Origin of the sequence: Pseudomonas protegens CHA0 (genome assembly GCF_000397205.1) — a bacterium.
GTDB classification, from domain to species: domain Bacteria; phylum Pseudomonadota; class Gammaproteobacteria; order Pseudomonadales; family Pseudomonadaceae; genus Aquipseudomonas; species Aquipseudomonas protegens.
Window position 1 is genome coordinate 4,414,217 of sequence record NC_021237.1, and the last position, 21,583, is coordinate 4,435,799.

The window sequence follows — 21,583 nt, forward strand, 5'->3', positions numbered from 1 at the left end:
CGCCCATGCTTTGCGCTTTTTGTTCGAACCCAGGGGCATAGACTGCACTCCAACGCAAAACAGCCGAGGAGCATTTCATGGGTCTGCTGATCGAAGGGCGCTGGCATGACCAGTGGTACGAAAGCGGCAAGGACGGCGCTTTCCAACGGGAACAGGCGCAACGTCGCAACTGGGTCACTGCCGATGGCCGCCCCGGGCCCAGCGGTGAAGGCGGCTTTGCCGCCGAGGCCGGGCGCTACCACCTCTATGTCTCCCTGGCCTGCCCCTGGGCCCACCGCACGCTGATCCTGCGCAAGCTCAAGGGTCTGGAAAAGCTGATCGACGTCTCAGTGGTCAGCTGGCTGATGCGCGAGAACGGCTGGACCTTCGACACCGCCTACGGCTCCAGCGGCGACCCCCTGGACCACTTCGACTTCATGCACCAGCGCTACACCGCCGACACTGCGGACTACACCGGCCGCGTTACCGTACCGGTGCTGTGGGACAAACAACGCCAATGCATCGTCAGCAACGAATCGGCGGAGATCATCCGCATGTTCAACAGCGCCTTTGACGGCCTGACCGGCAACGCCCTGGACTTCTACCCGCAGCCGTTGCGCGCACGCATCGATGAACTCAACGCACGCATCTACCCCGCGCTGAACAATGGCGTGTATCGCGCCGGGTTTGCCACGTCACAAAAGGCCTATGAGTCGGCGTTCGATGATGTCTTTGCCGAGCTGGACGCTTTGGAAGCGTTGCTGGGTAAACAGCGCTACTTGGTCGGAGAGTACCTGACTGAAGCCGATGTGCGGCTGTTCACCACCCTGATCCGCTTCGACGCGGTGTACTACAGCCACTTCAAGTGCAACCTGCGGCGGATTGCCGATTACCCGAACCTGTCGAACTGGCTGCGGGAGCTGTACCAGTGGCCGGGGATTGCCCAGACCGTGGACTTTACCCACATCAAGGGGCACTACTACGCCAGCCACACCACCATCAATCCGACGGGGATTGTGCCGAAGGGGCCGTTACAGGACTTCAGCCGCGGCCATGATCGGCAGCGGTTGAGTGGGCAAGGGGTTTGGTGCAGGGGTTGAGGACGCTTTCGCCGGCAAGCCGGCTCCTACAACAGCGGGATGTGTAGGAGCCGGCTTGCCGGCGAAGCCTTTCAGACCTCGGACTGAGCGCCTTCGAACCAGGCCAGCTTCTCGCGTAGCTGGACCACTTCGCCGACGATCACCAGGGTCGGTGCGTGCACCTCATGCTCGGCCACCAGCGCAGGCAGGTTGCCCAGGGTGCCGGTGAAGACCCGCTGGTTGCTGGTGGTGCCCTGCTGAACCAGGGCCGCCGGGGTGTCGGCGCCGCGACCGTGCTTGATCAGTTGCTCGCAGATGGTCGGCAAGCCCACCAGGCCCATGTAGAACACCAGGGTCTGGGCCGGCGCCACCAAGTCGCTCCAGGGCAGGTTGCTGGTGCCGTCCTTGAGGTGACCGGTGACGAAGCGCACTGACTGTGCGTAGTCGCGGTGAGTCAGGGGAATCCCGGCATAGGCCGAGCAACCACTGGCCGCGGTAATCCCCGGCACCACCTGGAACGGAATGCCGTGGGCCGCCAGCTCTTCGATCTCTTCGCCGCCCCGTCCAAAGATGAACGGATCACCACCCTTCAGGCGCACCACCCGCTTGCCTTGCTGGGCCAGGGTCACCAGTTGCTGGTTGATCTGTTCCTGGGGCACGGCGTGATCGGCGCGACGCTTGCCGACGTAGATGCGTTCGGCGTCGCGGCGGCACAGCTCGAGAATCGCCGGCGCCACCAGGCGGTCGTAGAGCACCACATCGGCCTGCTGCATCAGGCGCAGGGCGCGGAAGGTCAGCAGGTCCGGATCACCCGGGCCTGCGCCCACCAGATACACCTCGCCCGGCGCATGAGGCGCCTTGCCCGCAATCTTGGCCTGCAACAGACGTTCGGCTTCCGCCCCCTGCCCCGCCAGCTGACGATCGGCAATGGGCCCTTGGAACACGTCCTCCCAGAACGCCCGGCGTTGCTGCACATCCGGAAACAGGCCTTTGACCTGGGCACGGAAACGCGCCGCCAACCCGGCCAGTTGGCCGTAGGTGGAAGGAATCCAGGTTTCCAGCTTGGCCCGGATCAGCCGCGCCAGCACTGGCGCATCGCCGCCACTGGAGACTGCGATGACCAGCGGCGAACGGTCGACGATGGCCGGGAAGATCACGCTGCACAGGGCCGGCGCGTCCACCACATTGACCGGCACGCAACGCCGATGGGCATCGGCGGAGACCTGGGCATTCAGGGATTCGTCGTCGGTGGCGGCGATGATCAGGGTGCAGCCGTCGAGGTCCGCCTCGACATACCCGCGCAATAGGGACTCACCGCCGCTGGCGACGATCAGTTCCTGCAATTGCGCTTCTATTTCAGGTGCGACCACTCGCAGCTGCGCACCGGCATCGGCCAGCAGACGGGATTTGCGCAAGGCAATCTCCCCTCCGCCGACCACCAACACACGACTGCCGCGAAGGTTGTGAAACAGCGGCAGATATTCCATTTAGCCGATGACCTCAAGGCCACCCATGTACGGCTTCAGCACATCCGGCACACGGATCGAACCGTCGGCCTGCTGGTAGTTCTCCAGCACCGCCACCAGGGTGCGGCCCACGGCCAGGCCGGAACCGTTGAGGGTGTGCACCAGCTCAGGCTTGCCGGTTTCCGGGTTGCGAAAGCGCGCCTGCATGCGGCGGGCCTGGAAATCGCCACAGTTGGAGCACGAGGAGATCTCGCGGTACTTGTCCTGGCTCGGTACCCAGACTTCCAGGTCGTAGGTCTTGACCGCACTGAAGCCCATGTCGCCGGTGCACAGGGCCAGTACGCGGTACGGCAGTTGCAGCAGTTGCAGGACTTTCTCGGCGTTGGCGGTCAGGCCTTCCAGGGCTTCCATGGAGGTCGACGGCTCGACCACCTGGACCATCTCGACCTTGTCGAACTGGTGCTGGCGGATCATGCCGCGGGTATCGCGACCCGAGGCACCGGCTTCACTGCGGAAGCATGGCGTGTGGGCGACGAACTTCAGCGGCAGTTGCTTCGGATCGAGGATCTCACCCGCCACGATGTTGGTCAGGGACACTTCGGCGGTCGGGATCAGGTACAGATCGGCTTCGCCTTCGCGAGTGATCTTGAACAGGTCTTCCTCGAACTTCGGCAGCTGGCTGGTACCCACCAGGGCCGGCGCCTGCACCAGGTACGGGGTATAGGCCTCTTCGTAGCCGTGCTCGCCGGTGTGCAGGTTGATCATGAACTGCGCCAGGGCGCGGTGCAGACGGGCGATCGGGCCGCGCAACAGGGCAAAACGCGCGCCGGACAACTTGGCGGCGGTTTCAAAGTCCAGCCAGCCGTGGGTTTCGCCCAGGGCCACGTGGTCCTTGATCGGGAAATCGAAGGCGGTCGGGGTGCCCCAGCGGCGCACTTCGACGTTGCCGTCTTCGTCTTCGCCCACCGGCACCGACTCGTGGGGCAGGTTGGGAATGCCGAACAGGATCGAATCCAGTTCGCTCTGGATGTTTTCCAGCTCCGCCTTGCCGGAGCTCAGCTCGTTCCCCATGCGCTCAACGTCGGCCATCAGCGGGGCGATGTCTTCGCCGCGTTGCTTGGCCTGGCCGATGGACTTGGAGCGCGCGTTACGTTCAGCCTGCAGTTGCTCGGTGCGGGTCTGCACGGTCTTGCGCTGTTCTTCCAGCGCTTCGATGCGTGCCACATCCAGGGCAAAGCCGCGGGATGCCAGACGATCCGCTACGTCCTGGAGGTTGCTACGTAACAGTTTGGAATCGAGCATGTCGTTCTCTCGTTTATCAAAGTTTGGTCAAGGACAGGCCGGCCCAGGTAGCAAGCAGCCCGCCGAATACACTCAGCGCCGCATAGCCCAGGGCCAGCGCCACTTGTCCGCTTTCCAGCAGACGCACGGTATCCAGTGAAAAGGATGAAAAAGTCGTCAGGCCACCGAGGAAGCCCACTATCAATCCGGCACGCACTTCGATCGGCACTTCCGGACGGACCAGGAACAGCCCGTACAACACGCCGATCAGCAGGCAGCCCACGATATTAACGGCCAGCGTCGCGGTATAGAAGTGCCGCGGCCAATTGGCGTTGATCCAGTTGCCGGTGGCAAAGCGCAACAGGGTGCCAGCCACACCGCCGGCGGAGACTGCGAGGATCAGGGGGATCAAGGTTTTCTCCGCTGCAAGGGGCTGGCCCGGTCCAGGGCGGCCAGGTGCTTGAGCTTCTCGCCGATCTTCAGTTCCAGGCCACGGGGCACCGGTTGATAGAGCGGCAAGGGTTCGAGTTCTTCGGGGAAATAGTCTTCACCGGCGGCGTAGGCATCCGGCTCGTCATGGGCGTAGCGGTATTCGTCGCCATAGCCCAGTTGCTTCATCAGCTTGGTCGGGGCATTGCGCAGGTGGATCGGCACTTCCAGCGAGCCGTGCTCGGCAGCAGCGCGCATGGCGGCCTTGAAACCCATGTACACGGCGTTGCTCTTCGGCGCACAGGCCAGGTAGGTGATGGCCTGGGCCACTGCCAGCTCGCCTTCGGGGCTGCCCAGGCGCTCCTGCACATCCCAGGCCGCCAGGCACAGGCTCAGGGCCCGCGGGTCGGCGTTGCCAATGTCTTCGCTGGCCATGCGCACCACGCGCCGGGCCAGGTACAACGGGTCGCAGCCGCCGTCGAGCATGCGCGCGAACCAGTACAGGGCGCCGTCGGGATTGGAGCCGCGCACCGATTTGTGCAACGCGGAAATCTGGTCGTAGAAGGCTTCGCCGCCCTTGTCGAAACGCCGGCGGGTGTCACCCAGCAGGCTTTGCAACAGATCGACACTGATCTCGCCACCGTCTTCCGCCAGGTCCGAGGCGTTTTCCAGCAGGTTGAGCATGCGCCGGCCATCGCCATCGGCGGCCGACAGCAGCATCTGGAAGCCTTCATCGCTGAGGCTCAGCTGGCGCTTGCCCAGCCCCCGCTCCTCGGTCAGGGCGCGCTGTACCAGGGTGCCCAGGGCCGCTTCATCCAGGCTCTTGAGCACATAGACCCGCGCTCGGGAGAGCAAGGCGTTGTTGAGCTCGAAGGAGGGGTTTTCCGTGGTGGCGCCGATAAAGATCAGCGTGCCGTCTTCCACGTAAGGCAGGAAGGCATCCTGCTGCGATTTGTTGAAGCGGTGCACTTCGTCGACAAACAGAATGGTTCGCCGACCGTATTGCCCGGCCTGCTGCTTGGCGACTTCCACCGCCTGGCGGATCTCCTTGACCCCGGCCAGCACCGCCGAGACGGTTTCGAAGTGGGCATCCGAGACTTCCGCCAACAGCCGCGCCAGGGTGGTCTTGCCGACCCCGGGCGGGCCCCAGAAGATCATCGAATGCAGCGCGCCCTGCTCCAGGGCCTCGCGCAGCGGCTTGCCCCGGGCCAACAGGTGCTGCTGGCCAACGTACTCGTCCAGGTTGGTCGCACGCAGGCGTGCGGCCAGTGGCTGGGCAATCGGGGCACTACGAAACAGGTCCATGGACTACCTTCGAAACCTTGCGGTTGCGGCTGCTTACTCTTGGATCACATCGGCACCCTTGGGGATGTCGAACTTGAACTTGGACGCCGGGATGGCTTCGTTGGCCTTGACCCCGGTGAACAGGATATTGGTGCGCTGGCCAACGCTGTCGATCAACTGCATGTCGTTGATCATGCCGTTGCGAAACGACAGGCGCAGGCTGTCGAACAGGGTGTCGCGGGTTTTCGGCTTGAGGGTGAAGTCCATCACGCCGCCGGCTTCCTTGGAGGTGATGTCGAAGCTTTCGCTGATTTTCGACACGTCACCGGAGAGCAACAGGGCCGGGGTCTGGGTCAGACGCTGGTCAAGCTTCTTGATGGTCACCTGCTCCAGGTCCGGGTCCCACAGGGAGACTTTCTGGCCGTCGGAAACCATCAGCTGTTCTTGTGGCGCATCGGTGTGCCAGTAGAACAGGCCCGGGCGCTGCAGGGACATCTCGCCGGCGGTTTCCTGCAACTGGGTGCCGCTGCCATCCAGGGTCAGCTGGGAGAAACGCGCGGTCAGGGTCTGGGACTTTTCCAGCAACTGGGTCAGGCGCGCCACGTCTTTGGGGTCGGCGTGGGCCGACAAGGTGGTCACAGCCAATACCGGCAGCAGCAACATGCGAATCAGGCGCATGGAATTCCTCATTAATTGGATGGGTATACGAGCGGCGTGACTTCACGCCGCTGCAAGCGAAACAAGGATCAGTCGCGCGTCGGGCCCGGCGCCAGCACTTCGCGGGAGCCGTTGGTGTTCATCGCCGTCACCACCCCGGCCATTTCCATGGCTTCGATCATCCGGGCGGCGCGGTTGTAGCCAATCTTCAGCTTGCGCTGTACCGCCGAGATCGAGGCCCGGCGGCTTTCCAGGACGAACTGCACGGCTTCGTCGTAGAGCGCGTCGGCTTCCGGATCATCGCCGTCACCGCCACCGCTGCTGCCTTCGAAACCACTGCCCGCCTCTTCGACACCGTTGAGGATGTCGTCGTTGTATTCCGGCGCACCGCGCAGCTTCCAGGCCTCTACCACGCGGTGCACTTCATCATCGGAAACGAAGGCGCCGTGGACGCGGATCGGCAGGCTGGTGCCCGGCGGCATGTAGAGCATGTCACCGTGGCCCAGCAATTGTTCGGCACCGCCCTGGTCGATGATGGTCCGCGAGTCGATCTTGCTCGACACCTGGAACGCCATGCGGGTCGGGATGTTGGCCTTGATCAGGCCGGTGATCACGTCCACCGATGGGCGCTGGGTGGCGAGGATCAGGTGGATACCGGCGGCACGGGCTTTCTGGGCGATACGGGCGATCAGTTCTTCAACCTTCTTGCCGACGATCATCATCATGTCGGCGAATTCGTCCACCACCACCACGATGGTCGGCAGCTTGGTCAGCAGCGGCGCTTCGTCGTGGATGCTTTCGCGGTTGTACAGCGGGTCGGCCAGCGGGGTACCGGCTTCAATCGCTTCCTTGACCTTGGCGTTGAAGCCCGAGAGGTTGCGCACGCCCATCTTGGCCATGAGCTTGTAGCGCCGCTCCATCTCAGCCACGCTCCAGCGCAGGGCGTTGGCCGCGTCCTTCATGTCGGTCACCACCGGGCACAGCAGATGCGGAATGCCCTCGTAGATCGACAGTTCGAGCATCTTCGGGTCGATCATGATCAGCTTGGCGTCTTCCGGGCCGGACTTGAACAGGATCGACAGGATCATCGCGTTGACCCCCACCGACTTACCGGAACCGGTGGTACCAGCCACCAGCAGGTGAGGCATTTTCGCAAGGTCAGTGATGATCGGCTTGCCGCCGATATCGTGGCCCAGGGCCAGGGTGACCGGGGATTTGAAGTTGTCGTATTCAGGGGTCGAGAGCACTTCGGAGAAGCGCACGATCTGCCGGTCTTCGTTGGGAATCTCGATGCCCACGGTGGTCTTGCCGGGAATCACTTCCACTACGCGAACACTGGTCACGGCTAGGGAACGCGCCAGGTCCTTGGCCAGGTTGGCGATCCGGCTGACTTTCACCCCGGCCGCTGGCTGGATTTCGTAACGGGTAATCACCGGCCCCGGGTGGATCGAATCCACCGAGACTTCGACGCCGAACTCCTTGAGCTTGATCTCCAGCAGGTGGCCGACAGCCGCCAGAGATTCGGGGGAGTAATTGAGCTGTTTCTTTTCCGCGGGATCGAGGATCGAGATCGGCGGCAAGGTGCCTTCCACCGCGCTGTCGACGAACAACGGCACCTGTTTCTCTTTCTGCACGCGCTTGCTGGGCTCCGGCGCCTTAGTGGCGATCGGCGTGATCACTGGCGGCACCTGCTTTTCGCGCTCGGACATGTGCTTGCTCAGGGCCTGCTCGCGCTCGATAAGGCGCTCCTTGACCTTGGCCTGCTCGCGCTTGTCGGCCACGTTCGGGGTCACGACTTCATCGACCCGGGCATCCACTTCGCGCAGTTGCGCCACCAGCTGTTTACGCTCGACGCGCGCATCCCACCAGCGGTTGGCGGCGCCCTGGAACAGTTCGAACAGGTCGAGGGTGATCTTGCCGGTCACGTCCATCACCTTGAACCACGACAGGTCGGTGAACACCGTCAGGCCGAACAGGAACAGGGCAATGAACATCAGGGTGCTGCCCTGCACGTTCAGGGCATTCTTGGCCAGGTCGCCCAGGCTTTCGCCCAGGGCGCCACCGGCACCGGCCGGCAGGCCCGTGGCGGCATGGAAATGGATATGGGCCAGGGCGGCGCCCGACAGCACCAGGAACACCAGGCCAATAAGCCGCCAGGAAAACAGCCAGCCGCTCCACTGCCAGGGCTCATGGCGCTGGCGGAAGATCTGGTAGGTCTTGATCGCCAACAGCAGCGGGAAGATATAGGCGAAGTAACCCAACACCATAAACAGGATATCGGCGCTGTAGGAACCGGCCGGGCCACCGAAGTTCTGCACGTCTTCAATCTTGCTGTTATGACTCCAGCCCGGATCATCTTTCCCATAGGTCAGAAGTGCCATCATCAAGAACAGGCACAGGGCGCCAATGGCGATCAACGCACCTTCCTTGAGCCGGTAGTGCAATTGTTGACGCCAGAGCGGAACAACAGGTTTAGGTGCTGCGGTGGATTTCTTCAAAACGCGTCTTTTCCTGCGCCAAGGGCGCGTCCAACGGGTGATTGACTACAAGATACTGCTCAATCCGAGCAGGTAAATAAAGTTGACCGGCGTAACTGGGGCTACTTTTAACACTCTGCCCCTTGCTTCTGAAACAGTGCAATTCTGAATAAACCCGGTACAGCGTCGTATTGTACGGGTTTGTTCACGCCATGCCACGTCGGAACCCTCCGACCAGCATAGTCAACGGCCTGTTACGCACTGTTCAATTGGAGCATGCATTCTCTTTTGTGACAAAGGCTTATGAGGTGTTTTTATGAACGATGCGAAGCATTCACGCCTGATCATTCTGGGCTCTGGCCCTGCCGGTTACAGCGCTGCCGTCTATGCCGCTCGGGCCAACCTCAAACCGACGGTGATCACCGGTTTGCAAGCCGGCGGCCAACTGACCACCACCACCGAAGTCGACAACTGGCCCGGCGATGTCGAAGGCCTGACCGGCCCGGTGCTAATGGAGCGGATGCAGAGACACGCCGAACGCTTCGACACCGAGATCGTCTATGACCACATCCACACCGCACAGTTGCAGCAGCGGCCGTTTATCCTCATCGGCGACAGCGGCACCTACAGTTGCGACGCGCTGATCATCGCCACCGGCGCCTCGGCGCAATACCTGGGCCTGCCCTCCGAAGAGGCCTTTGCCGGCAAAGGGGTTTCCGCCTGCGCCACCTGCGATGGCTTCTTCTACCGCAATCAGGTGGTGGCCGTGGTGGGCGGCGGCAACACCGCCGTGGAGGAGGCACTGTACCTGTCAAACATCGCCAAAGAAGTGCACCTGGTGCATCGCCGCGACAAGCTGCGAGCCGAGAAGATTCTCCAGGACAAGCTGTTCGACAAGGCCGCCAATGGCAATATCCGCCTGCACTGGAACCAGCACCTGGAGGAAGTGCTGGGCGATGCCAGCGGCGTGACCGGCGCCCGCCTCAAGGACAGCCACAGCGGAGAAACCAAGGATCTGGCACTGGCCGGGGTGTTTATCGCCATCGGCCACAAGCCCAATACCGATCTGTTCCAGGGCCAGCTGGAGATGCGCGACGGCTACCTGCTGGTGCGTGGCGGCAGCGAAGGCAATGCCACGGCCACCGGCATCCAGGGGGTATTTGCCGCCGGCGACGTGGCCGACCACGTCTATCGCCAGGCCATCACTTCGGCCGGCGCCGGCTGCATGGCAGCGCTGGATGCGGAAAAATTCCTCGACGACAACTAAGCCCTCGCCCTACGCTTGTGGCGGGCCCGCAATGGCTCGCCACCGCCCTCCCCTGCCGCAAGTCTGGATACCATGCTGACCTGGTTACAACGCAACACACTCGACTTCCCACCGCTGGAAAAGGCCATGCGCGAGCCCAATGGCTTGCTGGCCGCGGGCGGAGACTTGTCTGCCGACCGCCTGATCCAGGCCTATCGTCACGGCTGCTTTCCCTGGTTTTCCGAAGGCCAGCCGATTCTCTGGTGGTCCCCCGATCCGCGCACGGTGTTATTCCCGGACGAACTGCATGTCTCCCGCAGCCTGGGCAAACTGTTGCGCAAACAACGCTATCAGGTGACCTTCGATCAGGACTTTGCCGCAGTCATCAGCGCCTGTGCAGCGCCTCGCGCCTATGCCGACGGCACCTGGATCAGCGAAGCGATGCAACGCGCCTACCTGCAACTGCATCAACGCGGCTACGCCCATTCGGTGGAAGTCTGGGATCAGGGAGTGCTGGTGGGCGGCTTGTATGGACTGGCCATGGGGCAGCTGTTTTTCGGCGAGTCGATGTTCAGCCGCGCCGACAATGCCTCGAAATTCGGCTTTGCCACTCTGGTGGAACGCTTGAAGGCGTGGGGATTTGTGCTGATCGACTGCCAGATGCCCACCGAACACCTGCACAGCCTCGGCGCCCGATCCATTTCCCGGCCAGAGTTCGCGAATTACCTGAAACACCACCTGGACCTGCCGAGCCGCGCCATATGGGTTTCCTAGGCGGGTTTGCCGGGGGTGGCTTACACTTAATTGCAAAGCTTATTCCGAGGGTTGACTCATGACCGAGTTGGCGCGCCTGAAGTTCTATGCCACCCAACCCCACTCTTGCAGCTACCTGCCCGACGAACAGGCGACCACTCTGTTCCTCGATCCCAGCCAGCCCATGGACGTGCATGTCTACGCGGATCTGTCGGAAATGGGCTTTCGGCGCAGCGGCGATCATCTGTATCGCCCCCACTGCCAGAACTGCAACGCCTGCGTGCCGGCGCGCATTCCTGCTACACAGTTCCTGCCCAGCCGCCAGCAAAAGCGCATTCTAAAACGCAACAGCGACCTGACCGTACACGCGGCCAAACCCTGCTTCAGCGAAGAGTATTTCGACCTCTACCAGCGGTACATCGAGCAACGCCACGCCGATGGCGACATGTTTCCCCCAAGCCGCGACCAGTTCTCGACCTTCCTGGTTCGAGACCTGCCCTTCTCGCGCTTCTACGAGTTCCGCCTGGACGGCCGCCTGCTGGCCGTGGCGGTCACCGACCTGCTGCCCAATGGCCTGTCGGCGGTCTACACCTTCTATGAACCCGACGAAGAGCGCCGCAGCCTCGGGCGCTTTGCGATCCTTTGGCAAATCGGCGAAACCCTGCGCCTCGGGCTGGATGCGGTGTACCTCGGCTACTGGATCAAGAACTGCAAAAAGATGAACTACAAGACCCAATATCGCCCCATAGAGCTGCTGGTTAACCAGAGATGGGTGATCCTCAACTAGAAGGTCTTGGCTTAAACCCCACTTTTCGGGCACAATGCACGCCGCTTTTGCCTGGCGCAGTTGCACCGGGCCATTCATTGGACACCGAGGGCTTTACTGCATGTCGAAAGAAGACAGCTTCGAAATGGAAGGCACTGTCGTCGACACCCTGCCCAACACCATGTTTCGTGTGGAGTTGGAAAATGGGCACGTCGTAACCGCGCATATTTCCGGCAAGATGCGCAAGAACTACATTCGTATTCTTACCGGTGACAAAGTGCGCGTCGAGCTGACGCCCTATGACTTGAGCAAAGGGCGCATCACTTACCGCGCTCGCTAAGCAAGTCAATACAAGACGCCCGGTTATGCCGGGCGTTTTTGTTCGTCTGCAAAAAACGTTTCAAACGCCAGATAGCACAAAGGCACCTCCCGGTGCCTTTGGCTGTACTGCTGTGTTATGCGGCGATCAAGCCATTTCCGCCGTGGTCTCGAAATCGAAGGTCAGCTCGCCATCCTTGATGTCGATGTGGACCACACCGCCATGGTCGGACAACTCGCCAAACAGGATCTCCTCGGCCAGGGGACGCTTGATCTTGTCCTGGATCAAGCGCGCCATCGGACGGGCGCCCATGGTCACGTCGTAACCACCGGCGGCCAGCCAGCTGCGAGCGGCATCGGTCACTTCCAGCTGCACGCGCTTGTCTTCCAGCTGCGCCTGAAGCTCGGTAAGGAACTTGTCCACCACGCTCTTGATCACTTCGTGGCTCAGGCGACCGAACTGGATAATGGTGTCCAGACGGTTGCGGAACTCCGGCGTGAAGCTCTTCTTGATCACTTCCATGGCATCGGAAGAGTGATCCTGATGCGTGAAGCCGATGGAGGCTCGCGCCGCGGTTTCAGCACCGGCGTTGGTGGTCATGATGACGATCACATTGCGGAAATCGGCCTTGCGCCCGTTGTTGTCGGTCAGGGTCCCGTGATCCATCACCTGCAGCAGCAGGTTGAAGACTTCCGGGTGGGCCTTCTCGATTTCATCGAGCAGCAATACGCAATGCGGCTGCTTGGTGATGGCCTCGGTCAGCAAGCCGCCCTGGTCGAAACCGACATAACCGGGAGGCGCACCAATCAAGCGCGAGACGGTGTGCCGCTCCATGTACTCGGACATGTCGAAGCGTACCAGCTCGATCCCCATGGCCTTGGCCAACTGCCGCGCCGCTTCGGTCTTGCCGACACCGGTAGGACCGGCAAACAGGAAGGAACCGACCGGTTTGTCCGGCGATTTCAGGCCTGCACGGGACAGCTTGATCGCGGTGGACAGCGAATCGATCGCCGCATCCTGGCCAAACACCGTCAGCTTGAGATCGCGCTCAAGATTGCGCAGCAGCTCTTTATCGGAACTGGTGACGTGTTTTGGTGGAATCCGCGCGATTTTCGCCACGATGTCTTCGACCTGGGCCACTTCGATGCGCTTCACGCGCTTCTCCGCCGGCTGCAGGCGCTGATAGGCACCTGCCTCGTCGATGACGTCGATGGCCTTGTCCGGCATATGCCGGTCATTGATATAGCGCGAGGCCAATTCTGCAGCGGCACGCAGGGCTTCATCACTGTATTCGATACTGTGATGCTGCTCGAAACGCCCCTTGAGGCCGCGCAGGATGCCAATGGTGTCTTCAACCGAGGGCTCGGACACATCGACTTTCTGGAAGCGCCGCGCCAAGGCCCGGTCCTTCTCGAAAATGCCACGGAACTCCTGGAAGGTAGTCGAGCCGATGCAACGGATATCACCCGAGGACAGCAGCGGCTTGAGCAGGTTCGAGGCATCCATCACCCCACCGGAAGCCGCACCGGCACCGATGATGGTATGAATCTCGTCAATGAACAGGATCGCCTGAGGGCGTTTTTTCAATTCGCCCAGCAGCGCCTTGAAGCGCTTCTCGAAATCGCCGCGGTATTTGGTACCGGCCAGCAACGCCCCGAGATCCAGCGAGTAGACGACGCTGTTGACCAGCAGGTCCGGCACTTGATTGTCGACGATGCGCTTGGCCAGGCCCTCGGCAATCGCGGTCTTGCCCACGCCTGCCTCACCCACCAGCAGCGGGTTGTTCTTGCGCCGGCGCGCCAGGATCTGCGCTACGCGCTCGACTTCCTGCTCGCGCCCTACCAACGGATCAATGCGGCCCTGACGGGCCAGTTCATTGAGGTTGCTGGCATAGGCATCCAGAGGATTGCCCGAAGAAGACGACTCACCACCCTCTTCGTCCTGCATATCCTGTTCACCTTCAGAATGATCGCCATGCCCGGGCACCTTGGAGATGCCATGGGCGATGTAGTTGACCACGTCGATACGGGCAACGCTCTGCTGTTTCAGCAGGAACACCGCCTGGCTCTCTTGCTCACTGAAGATTGCCACCAGCACATTGGCACCGGTGACTTCACGCTTGCCCGAGCTCTGTACGTGAAAGACAGCACGTTGCAATACACGCTGGAAACCCAGGGTTGGCTGAGTTTCGCGATCCTCGTCGTGCACGGGAATCAGCGGCGTTGTGGAGTCGATGAACTCCTGCAGGTCGTGCTTGAGTTTGTCGAGGTTTGCTCCGCAGGCACGTAAAACGGTGGCGGCGGCCTCATTATCCAAAAGAGCCAACAGGAGATGCTCGACGGTCATGAACTCATGACGCTTCGAACGGGCCTCCTTGAAGGCGAGATTGAGGGTGACTTCGAGCTCGCGGTTTAACATAGCTTCACCTCATACCCAAGTGGTCGGCGTTAACCGTCCTTCTCGATTTCACAGAGTAGCGGATGCTGGCTTTCCCGGGCGTACTGGTTGACCTGCATGGCCTTGGTCTCGGCGATGTCGCGGGTAAACAATCCACACACTGCCCGCCCTTCGGTATGGACGGCCAGCATGACCTTGGTCGCCAGCTCGCGATTCAGGTTAAAAAACATCTCGAGCACTTCGACGACGAAATCCATCGGCGTGTAGTCATCGTTGAACAAAACCACCTTGTACATCGGCGGCGCCTGGAGAGCAGGCTTAGCCTCCTGTACTGCCAAGCCAGCGGAATCGTCGTCGTGCAAGTCCGGGCGATCCTGATTGAATGTTAGTCGAATCTGGCTGATTGCATGCATGGAAAGAAAGGTTCGTCAGTTGTGCAAATACAGTGGTGGGGGCGCCCTGGAAGGATTTCAACTCCGACCGCCGGGTCAACTTGACTATCGGCAAAACGGTGTTACAACCAATAGGGCCCACATTGGGTAATAAACGTCCGCGGCGTCAACCTTTTTACCAAGCTTGGCGGCGGATGAACTGGATGATACTCCAGTGATGGAGTCTGTTGCAGAGGGATATGAGTATGGCTAGCGGTAAGGTCAAGTGGTTCAACAACGCCAAGGGTTATGGCTTTATTAATGAGGAGGGCAAGACTGACGATCTGTTTGCCCATTACTCGGCCATCGATATGGATGGCTACAAGACCTTGAAAGCCGGACAGGCTGTGAGCTTCGAAATCATCCAAGGGCCCAAGGGCCTGCATGCGATCAAAATCAGCGCGTTGAAGGTGCCCGGCGAAATCGTCACTGCCGAGGCCCAGCCCGAAAGTGCCCTGAGCTGATCCAACCAACATCCAGTCATGAAAAAACCGGCCGACTCAAGGGATTGAGTCGGCCGGTTTGCTTTGGGCGTCGTACAGCTTACATGTGCGAGATCAGCGCATCGCCGAAGGCCGAGGAAGACAGCAGGGTTGCACCGTCCATCAGGCGTTCGAAGTCATAGGTCACGGTCTTGGCCGAGATTGCGCCATTGGTGCCCTTGATGATCAGGTCGGCTGCTTCGGTCCAGCCCATGTGGCGCAGCATCATCTCTGCGGAGAGGATCAGCGAACCCGGGTTGACCTGGTCCTTGCCGGCATACTTGGGCGCGGTACCGTGGGTGGCTTCGAACATGGCCACGGTATCGGACAGGTTGGCGCCTGGTGCAATGCCGATGCCGCCCACTTCCGCCGCCAGGGCGTCGGACAGGTAGTCGCCGTTGAGGTTGAGGGTCGCGATCACATCGTATTCGGCCGGGCGCAGCAGGATCTGCTGGAGCATGGCGTCGGCGATGGCATCCTTGACGATGACGTTCTTGCCGGTTTTCGGGTTCTTGAACTGCATCCAGGGACCGCCGTCCAGCAGGGTCGCGCCGAACTCTTCGGCCGCCACTTCGTAGGCCCATTCCTTGAAGGCACCTTCGGTGAACTTCATGATGTTGCCTTTGTGCACGATGGTCAGCGAGTCGCGGTCGTTATCCACTACATATTGCAGCGCCTTGCGCGCCAGACGCTTGGTGCCCTGCAGGGAAACCGGCTTGACGCCGATGCCGCAGTTTTCGTCGAAACGGATCTTGGTGACACCCATTTCCTCCTTGAGGAACTTGATGACCTTGGTGGCTTCTGCCGAGCCGGCTTTCCACTCGATGCCGGCATAAATGTCTTCGGAGTTTTCACGGAAGATGGTCATGTCCACGTCACCCGGCTTCTTCACCGGGCTGGGCACGCCTTCGAACCAGCGCACAGGGCGCAGGCATACATAAAGATCGAGTTGCTGACGCAGGGCCACGTTCAGGGAACGGATGCCACCACCGACCGGAGTGGTCAGCGGGCCCTTGATGGAAACCACGTAATCCTTCACTGCGTCCAGGGTTTCCTGAGGAAGCCAGGTGTCCTGGTCGTACACTTGAGTCGCTTTTTCCCCGGCATACACTTCCATCCAGGAAATCTTGCGTTCGCCGCCGTAAGCCTTCTTAACCGCAGCATCGACAACCTTGATCATGACCGGGCTGATATCAACACCAATACCGTCGCCTTCGATGAAAGGAATAATCGGGTTGTTAGGAACATTGAGAGAATGGTCTGCGTTGACGGTGATTTTGTCGCCGACTGCTGGAACCTGAATCTTCTTGTATCCCATGCTGAACTCCGTTGTGTGGATTGAACATCTGGCTGCGTTCGAGCGTACCCCAGTTGAATCTGGACGGGAACCTCATGTTCCACCCATATGCCGTGAAAGCTGCACAGTTCGCGGCCTACAAGCCTGAAAGCAAAGGGAAAAGTGCCAAAGTAAAGCACCCCGAGCGACTCTACGCCTGCACCCTGCCTGCGACCTTTAGACCAATGGACGAGAACGGGCGCCTATGAAGCATCGGCGTTTTGCTAGCTACCTATGTATAATGCCGCCGCTGACCACAGAGTCACGACGGCCGAACGCTCTGCTACCGACAAAACAAGCCGAGAATGGCCGCCCAAAGCCGGGTTGTTACCGCAGCCCACCCGCTTGACGCTCGACTGATGCACCCAACATCACCGCGAAGAAACCTCGACATTCGGCTCATGGATGACCTTTGAACGAAAGCGCTTACCCGGCGCACCTCGAGTTTCTGCGCACGCTTTAGCAAAGAAGAGAGTTAATCCGAATATGCCCACCCGCTCGAAGATCATCTACACCTTCACCGACGAAGCCCCGGCCCTCGCCACCTATTCCCTGCTGCCTATCGTAGAAGCCTTCACCGCTTCGGCTGATATCGCCGTGGAAACCCGCGACATCTCCCTGGCCGGCCGCATCCTCGCCAGCTTCCCTGAGCAGTTGGGTACCAAAGCGGTGCCGGACCACCTTGCCGAACTGGGCGAGCTGGCGGTCACCCCAGAAGCCAACATCATCAAGCTGCCGAACATCAGCGCCTCGGTCCCGCAACTGCAAGCCGCGATCAAAGAGCTGCAGGCCCAGGGCTATGCGCTGCCGGACTACCCAGAAACCGTGACCTGCGACGCCGACAAAGACGCCAAGGCGCGTTACGACAAGGTCAAGGGCAGCGCCGTGAACCCGGTCCTGCGTGAAGGCAACTCCGACCGCCGTGCTCCGCTGTCGGTGAAGAACTATGCGCGCAAGCACCCGCACAAGATGGGCGCCTGGGCCAAGGACTCCAAGTCCCACGTTGCCCACATGAGCAACGGCGACTTCTACGGCAGCGAAAAAGCGGCCCTGATCGAAGCAGCCGACAGCGTCAAGATCGAACTGATCGCCCTGGACGGCACTGCCACCGTCCTGAAGGAAAAGACCGCCGTGCAAGCCGGCGAGATCCTCGACTGCGCAGTCATGAGCAAAAAGGCCTTGCGCGCCTTCATCGCCGCTGAAATCGAAGACGCCAAGAAGCAAGGCGTACTGCTCTCGGTACACCTCAAGGCCACCATGATGAAGGTCTCCGACCCGATCATGTTCGGCCAGATCGTTGCCGAGTTCTATCAGGATGCCCTGAGCAAGCACGCCGCCGTGCTGCAGGAAATCGGCTTCAACCTGAATAACGGCATCGGCGACCTGTACGCCCGCATCAAGACCCTGCCAGCCGACCAGCAAGCTGCGATCGAAGCCGACATCCAGGCCGTCTACGCAGCCCGCCCTGCCCTGGCTATGGTCAACTCCGACAAAGGCATCACCAACCTGCACGTGCCGAGCGACGTGATCGTCGACGCCTCGATGCCTGCCATGATCCGTGACTCCGGCAAGATGTGGGGCACCGACGGCCAGCTGCACGACACCAAGGCTGTGATCCCGGACCGTTGCTACGCAACCATCTACCAGGCCGTGATCGAAGACTGCAAAGCCAATGGCGCGTTCGATCCGACCACCATGGGCAGCGTGCCGAACGTTGGCCTGATGGCGAAAAAAGCCGAAGAATACGGTTCCCACGACAAGACTTTCGAAATCAAGGCTGACGGCGTGGTTCGCGTCACCGACAGCAAAGGCAGCCTGCTGCTGGAGCAGAAAGTCGAAGCCGGCGACATCTTCCGCATGTGCCAGACCAAAGACGCGCCGATCCAGGACTGGGTCAAACTGGCGGTCAACCGTGCTCGTGCCAGCAGCACTCCGGCCATTTTCTGGCTGGACCCGATGCGTGCCCACGACGGCGTGATGATCGAGAAAGTTCAGGCCTACCTGAAGGATCACGACACCAGCGACCTGGACATCCGCATCATGTCCCCGGTCGAAGCCATGAAGTTCACCCTGGCCCGCACCCGCGACGGCAAGGACACCATCTCGGTGACCGGCAACGTACTGCGCGACTACCTGACCGACCTGTTCCCGATCATGGAACTGGGCACCAGCGCCAAGATGCTGTCGATCGTGCCGCTGATGAACGGCGGCGGCCTGTTCGAAACCGGCGCCGGCGGTTCAGCCCCGAAGCACGTACAGCAGCTGCTGGAAGAGAACTTCCTGCGCTGGGACTCCCTGGGTGAGTTCCTGGCCCTGGCCGCCTCCCTGGAGCACCTGGGCAACACCTACAACAACCCGAAAGCCCTGGTGCTGGCCAAGACCCTGGACCAGGCGACCGGCCAGTTCCTCGACAACAACAAGTCGCCATCGCGCAAGGTCGGCAACATCGACAACCGCGGCAGCCACTTCTACCTGGCGCTGTACTGGGCTCAAGCCCTGGCCGCCCAGACCGAGGACGCCGCCCTGCAAGCGCAGTTCAGCACCCTGGCCAAGACCCTGACCGAGAACGAAGCGACCATCGTCGCCGAGCTCAACGCCGTACAGGGCAAGCCCGTGGACATCGGAGGCTACTACAGCGCCAACCCCGAACTGGTGAGCCAGGCCATGCGCCCGAGCGCCACCCTCAACGCAGCCATTGCTGCGCTGGTGTAAGCACGAGCGAACACACAAACCCCGGCCCCGTGCCGGGGTTTGTGCTTCTGGCGTCCGCAGCAACCGGCCTGTCGGCAAAACAGACAGCGCTCGCTTCGCCGGCAAGCCGGCTCCTACAATGCTCACCCTTTATAAAGGAGTGCCTTTATGGAATGGCAACCACATATTACTGTCGCCACCATCGTCGAGGACCAGGGCCGCTTCCTGTTCGTCGAGGAGTACTCGGGCGAACAGGCCGTGCTCAATCAGCCCGCCGGGCACCTGGATGCCAATGAAAGCCTGCTCCAGGCGGCCGTACGCGAAACCCTGGAGGAAACCGGCTGGGATGTGGAGTTGACCGGCGTGGTCGGCATCTACCTCTACACCGCCCCCAGCAACGGCGTGACCTACCAGCGCGTGTGCTTCGCCGCCAAGCCACTGCGCCATCATCCGGACTATCAGTTGGATGACGGCATCATCGGCCCGCGCTGGCTGAGCCGCGAGCAACTGCTGGAGCAACGGGCCAACTGGCGCAGCGAGCTGATCCTGCAGTGCCTGGACGATTACCTGGATGGCCAGTTGCACAGCCTGGCACTGATCCGACCAATGCTTTAACCGCAGTTTTAGCCTTGCAGGCCTCAGCCTGTTAGAATCGCGTCCTTTTTCAAGACACCCGTTGAATTCCTATGCGTGATCCAGCCCCTTCTGATAACCAAAAGAAGCGCGTCATTGTCGGCATGTCCGGCGGCGTGGATTCTTCCGTTTCCGCCCTCCTGCTGATGGAGCAGGGTTACCAGGTGGAAGGCCTGTTCATGAAGAACTGGGAGGAAGACGACGGAACCGAATACTGCACCGCCATGGACGACCTGGCCGACGCCCAGGCCGTGTGCGACAAGATTGGCATCAAGCTGCACACCGCCAACTTCGCCGCCGAATACTGGGACAACGTGTTCGAGCACTTCCTGGCCGAATACAAGGCCGGCCGCACGCCGAACCCGGATATCCTCTGCAACCGCGAAATCAAGTTCAAGGCCTTCCTCGACTACGCCATGATGCTCGGCGCCGACCTGATCGCCACCGGCCACTATGTGCGCCGCCGCGACATCGACGGCCGCACCGAACTGCTCAAGGGCCTGGACCCGAACAAGGACCAGAGCTACTTCCTCCACGCCGTTGGCGGCGAGCAGATCGCCAAGACCCTGTTCCCGGTAGGCGAGCTGGAAAAGCCCGAAGTGCGCGCCATTGCCGAAAAACACGACCTGGCCACGGCGAAGAAGAAAGACTCCACCGGCATCTGCTTTATCGGTGAGCGGCGCTTCAGCGACTTCCTCAAGCAATACCTGCCGGCCCAGCCCGGCGAGATCAAGACCACCGAAGGTGAAGTCATCGGCCGCCATCACGGCCTGATGTACCACACCATTGGCCAGCGTCAGGGCCTGGGCATCGGCGGCCTGAAAGACGCCGGCGAAGAGCCGTGGTACGTGCTGATCAAGGACCTGGAGCACAACGAGCTGATCGTGGGCCAGGGCAATGATCACCCCTGGCTGTTCTCCCGCGCCCTGCTGGCCTCCGACATCTATTGGGTCAACCCCATCGACCTGAGCCAGCCGCGACGCCTGACCGCCAAGGTACGCTACCGCCAGAGCGACCAGCCCTGCACCCTGGAAAAGACCGCCAACGGCTACCGCGCCACCTTCGACGACCCACAGCGCGCCGTCACTCCCGGCCAGTCCGTGGTGTTCTACGACGGCGAGATCTGCCTCGGTGGCGGCGTGATCGAAGTGGCCGAACCCTGGAGCAGCAAGGACGCCCGTCCATGAGCCCGATTCAGGAACAACTGACGGCGCTGGGCGGTGTATTCCTGGCCGCTGTGCTGGTGGACCGGATCGCCAAGACCGGCCAGGTCAGCGAAGCGGCCTTGAGCTGCATGCTCGGCAGCCTGCTGATCCGCGACCCGAAAGACACCCTGGAAGTCTACGGCGGCGACGACATCAACCTGCGCGAGGGTTACCGGGCCCTGATCGGCGCCCTGGAGCGCGACCCCAGCACCCTGCAGCGCGAACCGCTGCGCTACGCTTTGTCGATGCTCGGCCTGGAGCGCCAGCTGGCCAAGCGCGACGACCTGCTGGAGACCATCGGCAAACGCCTGCCGCAGATCCAGTCCCAGGTAGAACATTTCGGCCCCGCCCACGAAAACGTCATCGCCGCGTGCGGCGGGCTGTACCAGGACACCCTGAGCACCCTGCGCCAGCGCATTCAGGTGCACGGCGACATGCGCAACCTGCAGCAGCCCAGCAATGCCTCGAAGATCCGCGCCCTGCTGCTGGCCGGCATCCGCTCGGCACGCCTGTGGCGACAGTTGGGCGGCCATCGCTGGCAACTGGTGATCAGCCGGCGCAAATTGCTCAAAGAGCTTTATTCATTGATGCGCAGCAGCTGAGCTGCGCCTGATTTTTCAAGAGCTGCGCGTAAGACGCTGGTCAGTTGGCAACGGACCGGCGGATATTTTC

Annotated in this window: 19 protein-coding genes; 10 read left to right on the top strand and 9 right to left on the bottom strand. The window is 61.3% G+C overall.

Annotated elements, in window-relative coordinates; genetic code table 11:
- The first annotated feature begins 77 nt into the window (after positions 1-77).
- Positions 78-1,079, top strand: coding sequence for a glutathione S-transferase family protein (locus PFLCHA0_RS19685; protein ID WP_015636282.1), 1,002 nt, complete (start codon positions 78-80; stop codon positions 1,077-1,079).
- Positions 1,080-1,150: 71 nt separating this feature from the next.
- On the opposite strand, the gene cysG is transcribed toward PFLCHA0_RS19685, so the two are convergent.
- The 6 genes from cysG to PFLCHA0_RS19715 all read right to left on the bottom strand — a co-directional run bounded on the left by cysG (position 1,151) and on the right by PFLCHA0_RS19715 (position 8,673).
- The gene (gene cysG, locus PFLCHA0_RS19690; protein ID WP_011062163.1) at positions 1,151-2,545 is read right to left on the bottom strand and encodes a siroheme synthase CysG; all 1,395 of its coding nucleotides are present in this window, start codon (positions 2,543-2,545) and stop codon (positions 1,151-1,153) included.
- On the bottom strand, positions 2,546-3,826 hold the full coding sequence (gene serS / locus PFLCHA0_RS19695; protein WP_015636283.1) for a serine--tRNA ligase: 1,281 nt from the start codon (positions 3,824-3,826) through the stop codon (positions 2,546-2,548).
- 16 nt (positions 3,827-3,842) lie between these two features.
- Positions 3,843-4,217 (bottom strand): fluoride efflux transporter CrcB, encoded by a 375-nt coding sequence (crcB, locus tag PFLCHA0_RS19700; RefSeq protein ID WP_011062165.1) that lies wholly within the window; start codon positions 4,215-4,217, stop codon positions 3,843-3,845.
- Positions 4,214-5,539, bottom strand: coding sequence for a replication-associated recombination protein A (locus PFLCHA0_RS19705; protein WP_015636284.1), 1,326 nt, complete (start codon positions 5,537-5,539; stop codon positions 4,214-4,216). Before PFLCHA0_RS19705 ends, crcB begins: the two co-directional genes overlap by 4 nt.
- Before the next feature lie 33 nt (positions 5,540-5,572).
- Positions 5,573-6,196 carry an outer membrane lipoprotein chaperone LolA gene (gene lolA / locus PFLCHA0_RS19710; RefSeq protein ID WP_011062167.1) on the bottom strand — a complete coding sequence of 208 codons (624 nt, stop codon included), beginning with the start codon at positions 6,194-6,196 and terminating at the stop codon, positions 5,573-5,575.
- A gap of 68 nt (positions 6,197-6,264) precedes the next feature.
- Positions 6,265-8,673: a DNA translocase FtsK gene (locus tag PFLCHA0_RS19715; RefSeq protein WP_015636285.1), complete on the bottom strand. Its 2,409-nt coding sequence runs from the start codon at positions 8,671-8,673 to the stop codon at positions 6,265-6,267.
- A gap of 295 nt (positions 8,674-8,968) precedes the next feature.
- Here PFLCHA0_RS19715 and trxB point away from each other — a divergent pair, with 295 nt between their 5' ends.
- The 4 genes from trxB (at position 8,969) to infA (ending at position 11,757) form a co-directional block, all read left to right on the top strand.
- Positions 8,969-9,919 (top strand): thioredoxin-disulfide reductase, encoded by a 951-nt coding sequence (gene trxB / locus PFLCHA0_RS19720; RefSeq protein WP_015636286.1) that lies wholly within the window; start codon positions 8,969-8,971, stop codon positions 9,917-9,919.
- Positions 9,920-9,991: 72 nt separating this feature from the next.
- The gene (aat, locus tag PFLCHA0_RS19725) at positions 9,992-10,672 is read left to right on the top strand and encodes a leucyl/phenylalanyl-tRNA--protein transferase (RefSeq protein ID WP_015636287.1); all 681 of its coding nucleotides are present in this window, start codon (positions 9,992-9,994) and stop codon (positions 10,670-10,672) included.
- A 58-nt stretch (positions 10,673-10,730) separates the two neighbouring features.
- Positions 10,731-11,438, top strand: a complete 708-nt coding sequence (locus tag PFLCHA0_RS19730) for an arginyltransferase (protein WP_015636288.1) — start codon at positions 10,731-10,733, stop codon at positions 11,436-11,438.
- 100 nt (positions 11,439-11,538) lie between these two features.
- Positions 11,539-11,757, top strand: coding sequence for a translation initiation factor IF-1 (gene infA / locus PFLCHA0_RS19735; protein WP_002553999.1), 219 nt, complete (start codon positions 11,539-11,541; stop codon positions 11,755-11,757).
- 126 nt (positions 11,758-11,883) lie between these two features.
- Here infA and clpA read toward each other — a convergent pair whose 3' ends face one another.
- Positions 11,884-14,154, bottom strand: coding sequence for an ATP-dependent Clp protease ATP-binding subunit ClpA (gene clpA / locus PFLCHA0_RS19740; protein ID WP_011062172.1), 2,271 nt, complete (start codon positions 14,152-14,154; stop codon positions 11,884-11,886).
- 29 nt (positions 14,155-14,183) lie between these two features.
- A complete protein-coding gene (gene clpS / locus PFLCHA0_RS19745) occupies positions 14,184-14,546 on the bottom strand; it encodes an ATP-dependent Clp protease adapter ClpS (protein ID WP_011062173.1) in 363 nt (120 codons plus the stop codon).
- A gap of 218 nt (positions 14,547-14,764) precedes the next feature.
- Between clpS and cspD the strand changes: the two genes are divergently transcribed.
- Positions 14,765-15,028, top strand: a complete 264-nt coding sequence (gene cspD / locus PFLCHA0_RS19750; protein WP_019092905.1) for a cold shock domain-containing protein CspD — start codon at positions 14,765-14,767, stop codon at positions 15,026-15,028.
- A 79-nt stretch (positions 15,029-15,107) separates the two neighbouring features.
- Here the strand turns inward: cspD and icd are convergent, their stop codons facing one another.
- Entirely contained in the window at positions 15,108-16,364 is a 1,257-nt protein-coding gene (gene icd, locus PFLCHA0_RS19755) for an NADP-dependent isocitrate dehydrogenase (RefSeq protein WP_011062175.1), read from the bottom strand.
- A 504-nt stretch (positions 16,365-16,868) separates the two neighbouring features.
- On the opposite strand from icd, the gene PFLCHA0_RS19760 reads away from it, so the two are divergent.
- The 4 genes from PFLCHA0_RS19760 (at position 16,869) to hflD (ending at position 21,513) form a co-directional block, all read left to right on the top strand.
- Entirely contained in the window at positions 16,869-19,094 is a 2,226-nt protein-coding gene (locus PFLCHA0_RS19760; protein WP_041752415.1) for an NADP-dependent isocitrate dehydrogenase, read from the top strand.
- A 147-nt stretch (positions 19,095-19,241) separates the two neighbouring features.
- Complete coding sequence (locus tag PFLCHA0_RS19765) at positions 19,242-19,688, top strand: NUDIX hydrolase (protein WP_015636290.1); 447 nt, start codon at positions 19,242-19,244, stop codon at positions 19,686-19,688.
- A 71-nt stretch (positions 19,689-19,759) separates the two neighbouring features.
- Entirely contained in the window at positions 19,760-20,893 is a 1,134-nt protein-coding gene (gene mnmA, locus PFLCHA0_RS19770) for a tRNA 2-thiouridine(34) synthase MnmA (RefSeq protein ID WP_015636291.1), read from the top strand.
- Positions 20,890-21,513: a high frequency lysogenization protein HflD gene (hflD, locus tag PFLCHA0_RS19775; protein ID WP_015636292.1), complete on the top strand. Its 624-nt coding sequence runs from the start codon at positions 20,890-20,892 to the stop codon at positions 21,511-21,513. Before mnmA ends, hflD begins: the two co-directional genes overlap by 4 nt.
- Positions 21,514-21,583: the final 70 nt, after the last annotated feature.

Excerpts from the sequence above, each read along its gene's own strand:
- PFLCHA0_RS19685 (WP_015636282.1), top strand. The coding sequence starts at position 78 with ATGGGTCTGCTGATCGAAGGGCGCTGGCATGACCAGTGGTACGAAAGC.
- cysG (WP_011062163.1), bottom strand. The coding sequence starts at position 2,545 with ATGGAATATCTGCCGCTGTTTCACAACCTTCGCGGCAGTCGTGTGTTG.
- serS (WP_015636283.1), bottom strand. The coding sequence starts at position 3,826 with ATGCTCGATTCCAAACTGTTACGTAGCAACCTCCAGGACGTAGCGGAT.
- PFLCHA0_RS19705 (WP_015636284.1), bottom strand. The coding sequence starts at position 5,539 with ATGGACCTGTTTCGTAGTGCCCCGATTGCCCAGCCACTGGCCGCACGC.
- lolA (WP_011062167.1), bottom strand. The coding sequence starts at position 6,196 with ATGCGCCTGATTCGCATGTTGCTGCTGCCGGTATTGGCTGTGACCACC.
- trxB (WP_015636286.1), top strand. The coding sequence starts at position 8,969 with ATGAACGATGCGAAGCATTCACGCCTGATCATTCTGGGCTCTGGCCCT.
- aat (WP_015636287.1), top strand. The coding sequence starts at position 9,992 with ATGCTGACCTGGTTACAACGCAACACACTCGACTTCCCACCGCTGGAA.
- PFLCHA0_RS19730 (WP_015636288.1), top strand. The coding sequence starts at position 10,731 with ATGACCGAGTTGGCGCGCCTGAAGTTCTATGCCACCCAACCCCACTCT.
- infA (WP_002553999.1), top strand. The coding sequence starts at position 11,539 with ATGTCGAAAGAAGACAGCTTCGAAATGGAAGGCACTGTCGTCGACACC.
- clpA (WP_011062172.1), bottom strand. The coding sequence starts at position 14,154 with ATGTTAAACCGCGAGCTCGAAGTCACCCTCAATCTCGCCTTCAAGGAG.
- clpS (WP_011062173.1), bottom strand. The coding sequence starts at position 14,546 with ATGCATGCAATCAGCCAGATTCGACTAACATTCAATCAGGATCGCCCG.
- cspD (WP_019092905.1), top strand. The coding sequence starts at position 14,765 with ATGAGTATGGCTAGCGGTAAGGTCAAGTGGTTCAACAACGCCAAGGGT.
- icd (WP_011062175.1), bottom strand. The coding sequence starts at position 16,364 with ATGGGATACAAGAAGATTCAGGTTCCAGCAGTCGGCGACAAAATCACC.
- PFLCHA0_RS19760 (WP_041752415.1), top strand. The coding sequence starts at position 16,869 with ATGCCCACCCGCTCGAAGATCATCTACACCTTCACCGACGAAGCCCCG.
- PFLCHA0_RS19765 (WP_015636290.1), top strand. The coding sequence starts at position 19,242 with ATGGAATGGCAACCACATATTACTGTCGCCACCATCGTCGAGGACCAG.
- mnmA (WP_015636291.1), top strand. The coding sequence starts at position 19,760 with ATGCGTGATCCAGCCCCTTCTGATAACCAAAAGAAGCGCGTCATTGTC.
- hflD (WP_015636292.1), top strand. The coding sequence starts at position 20,890 with ATGAGCCCGATTCAGGAACAACTGACGGCGCTGGGCGGTGTATTCCTG.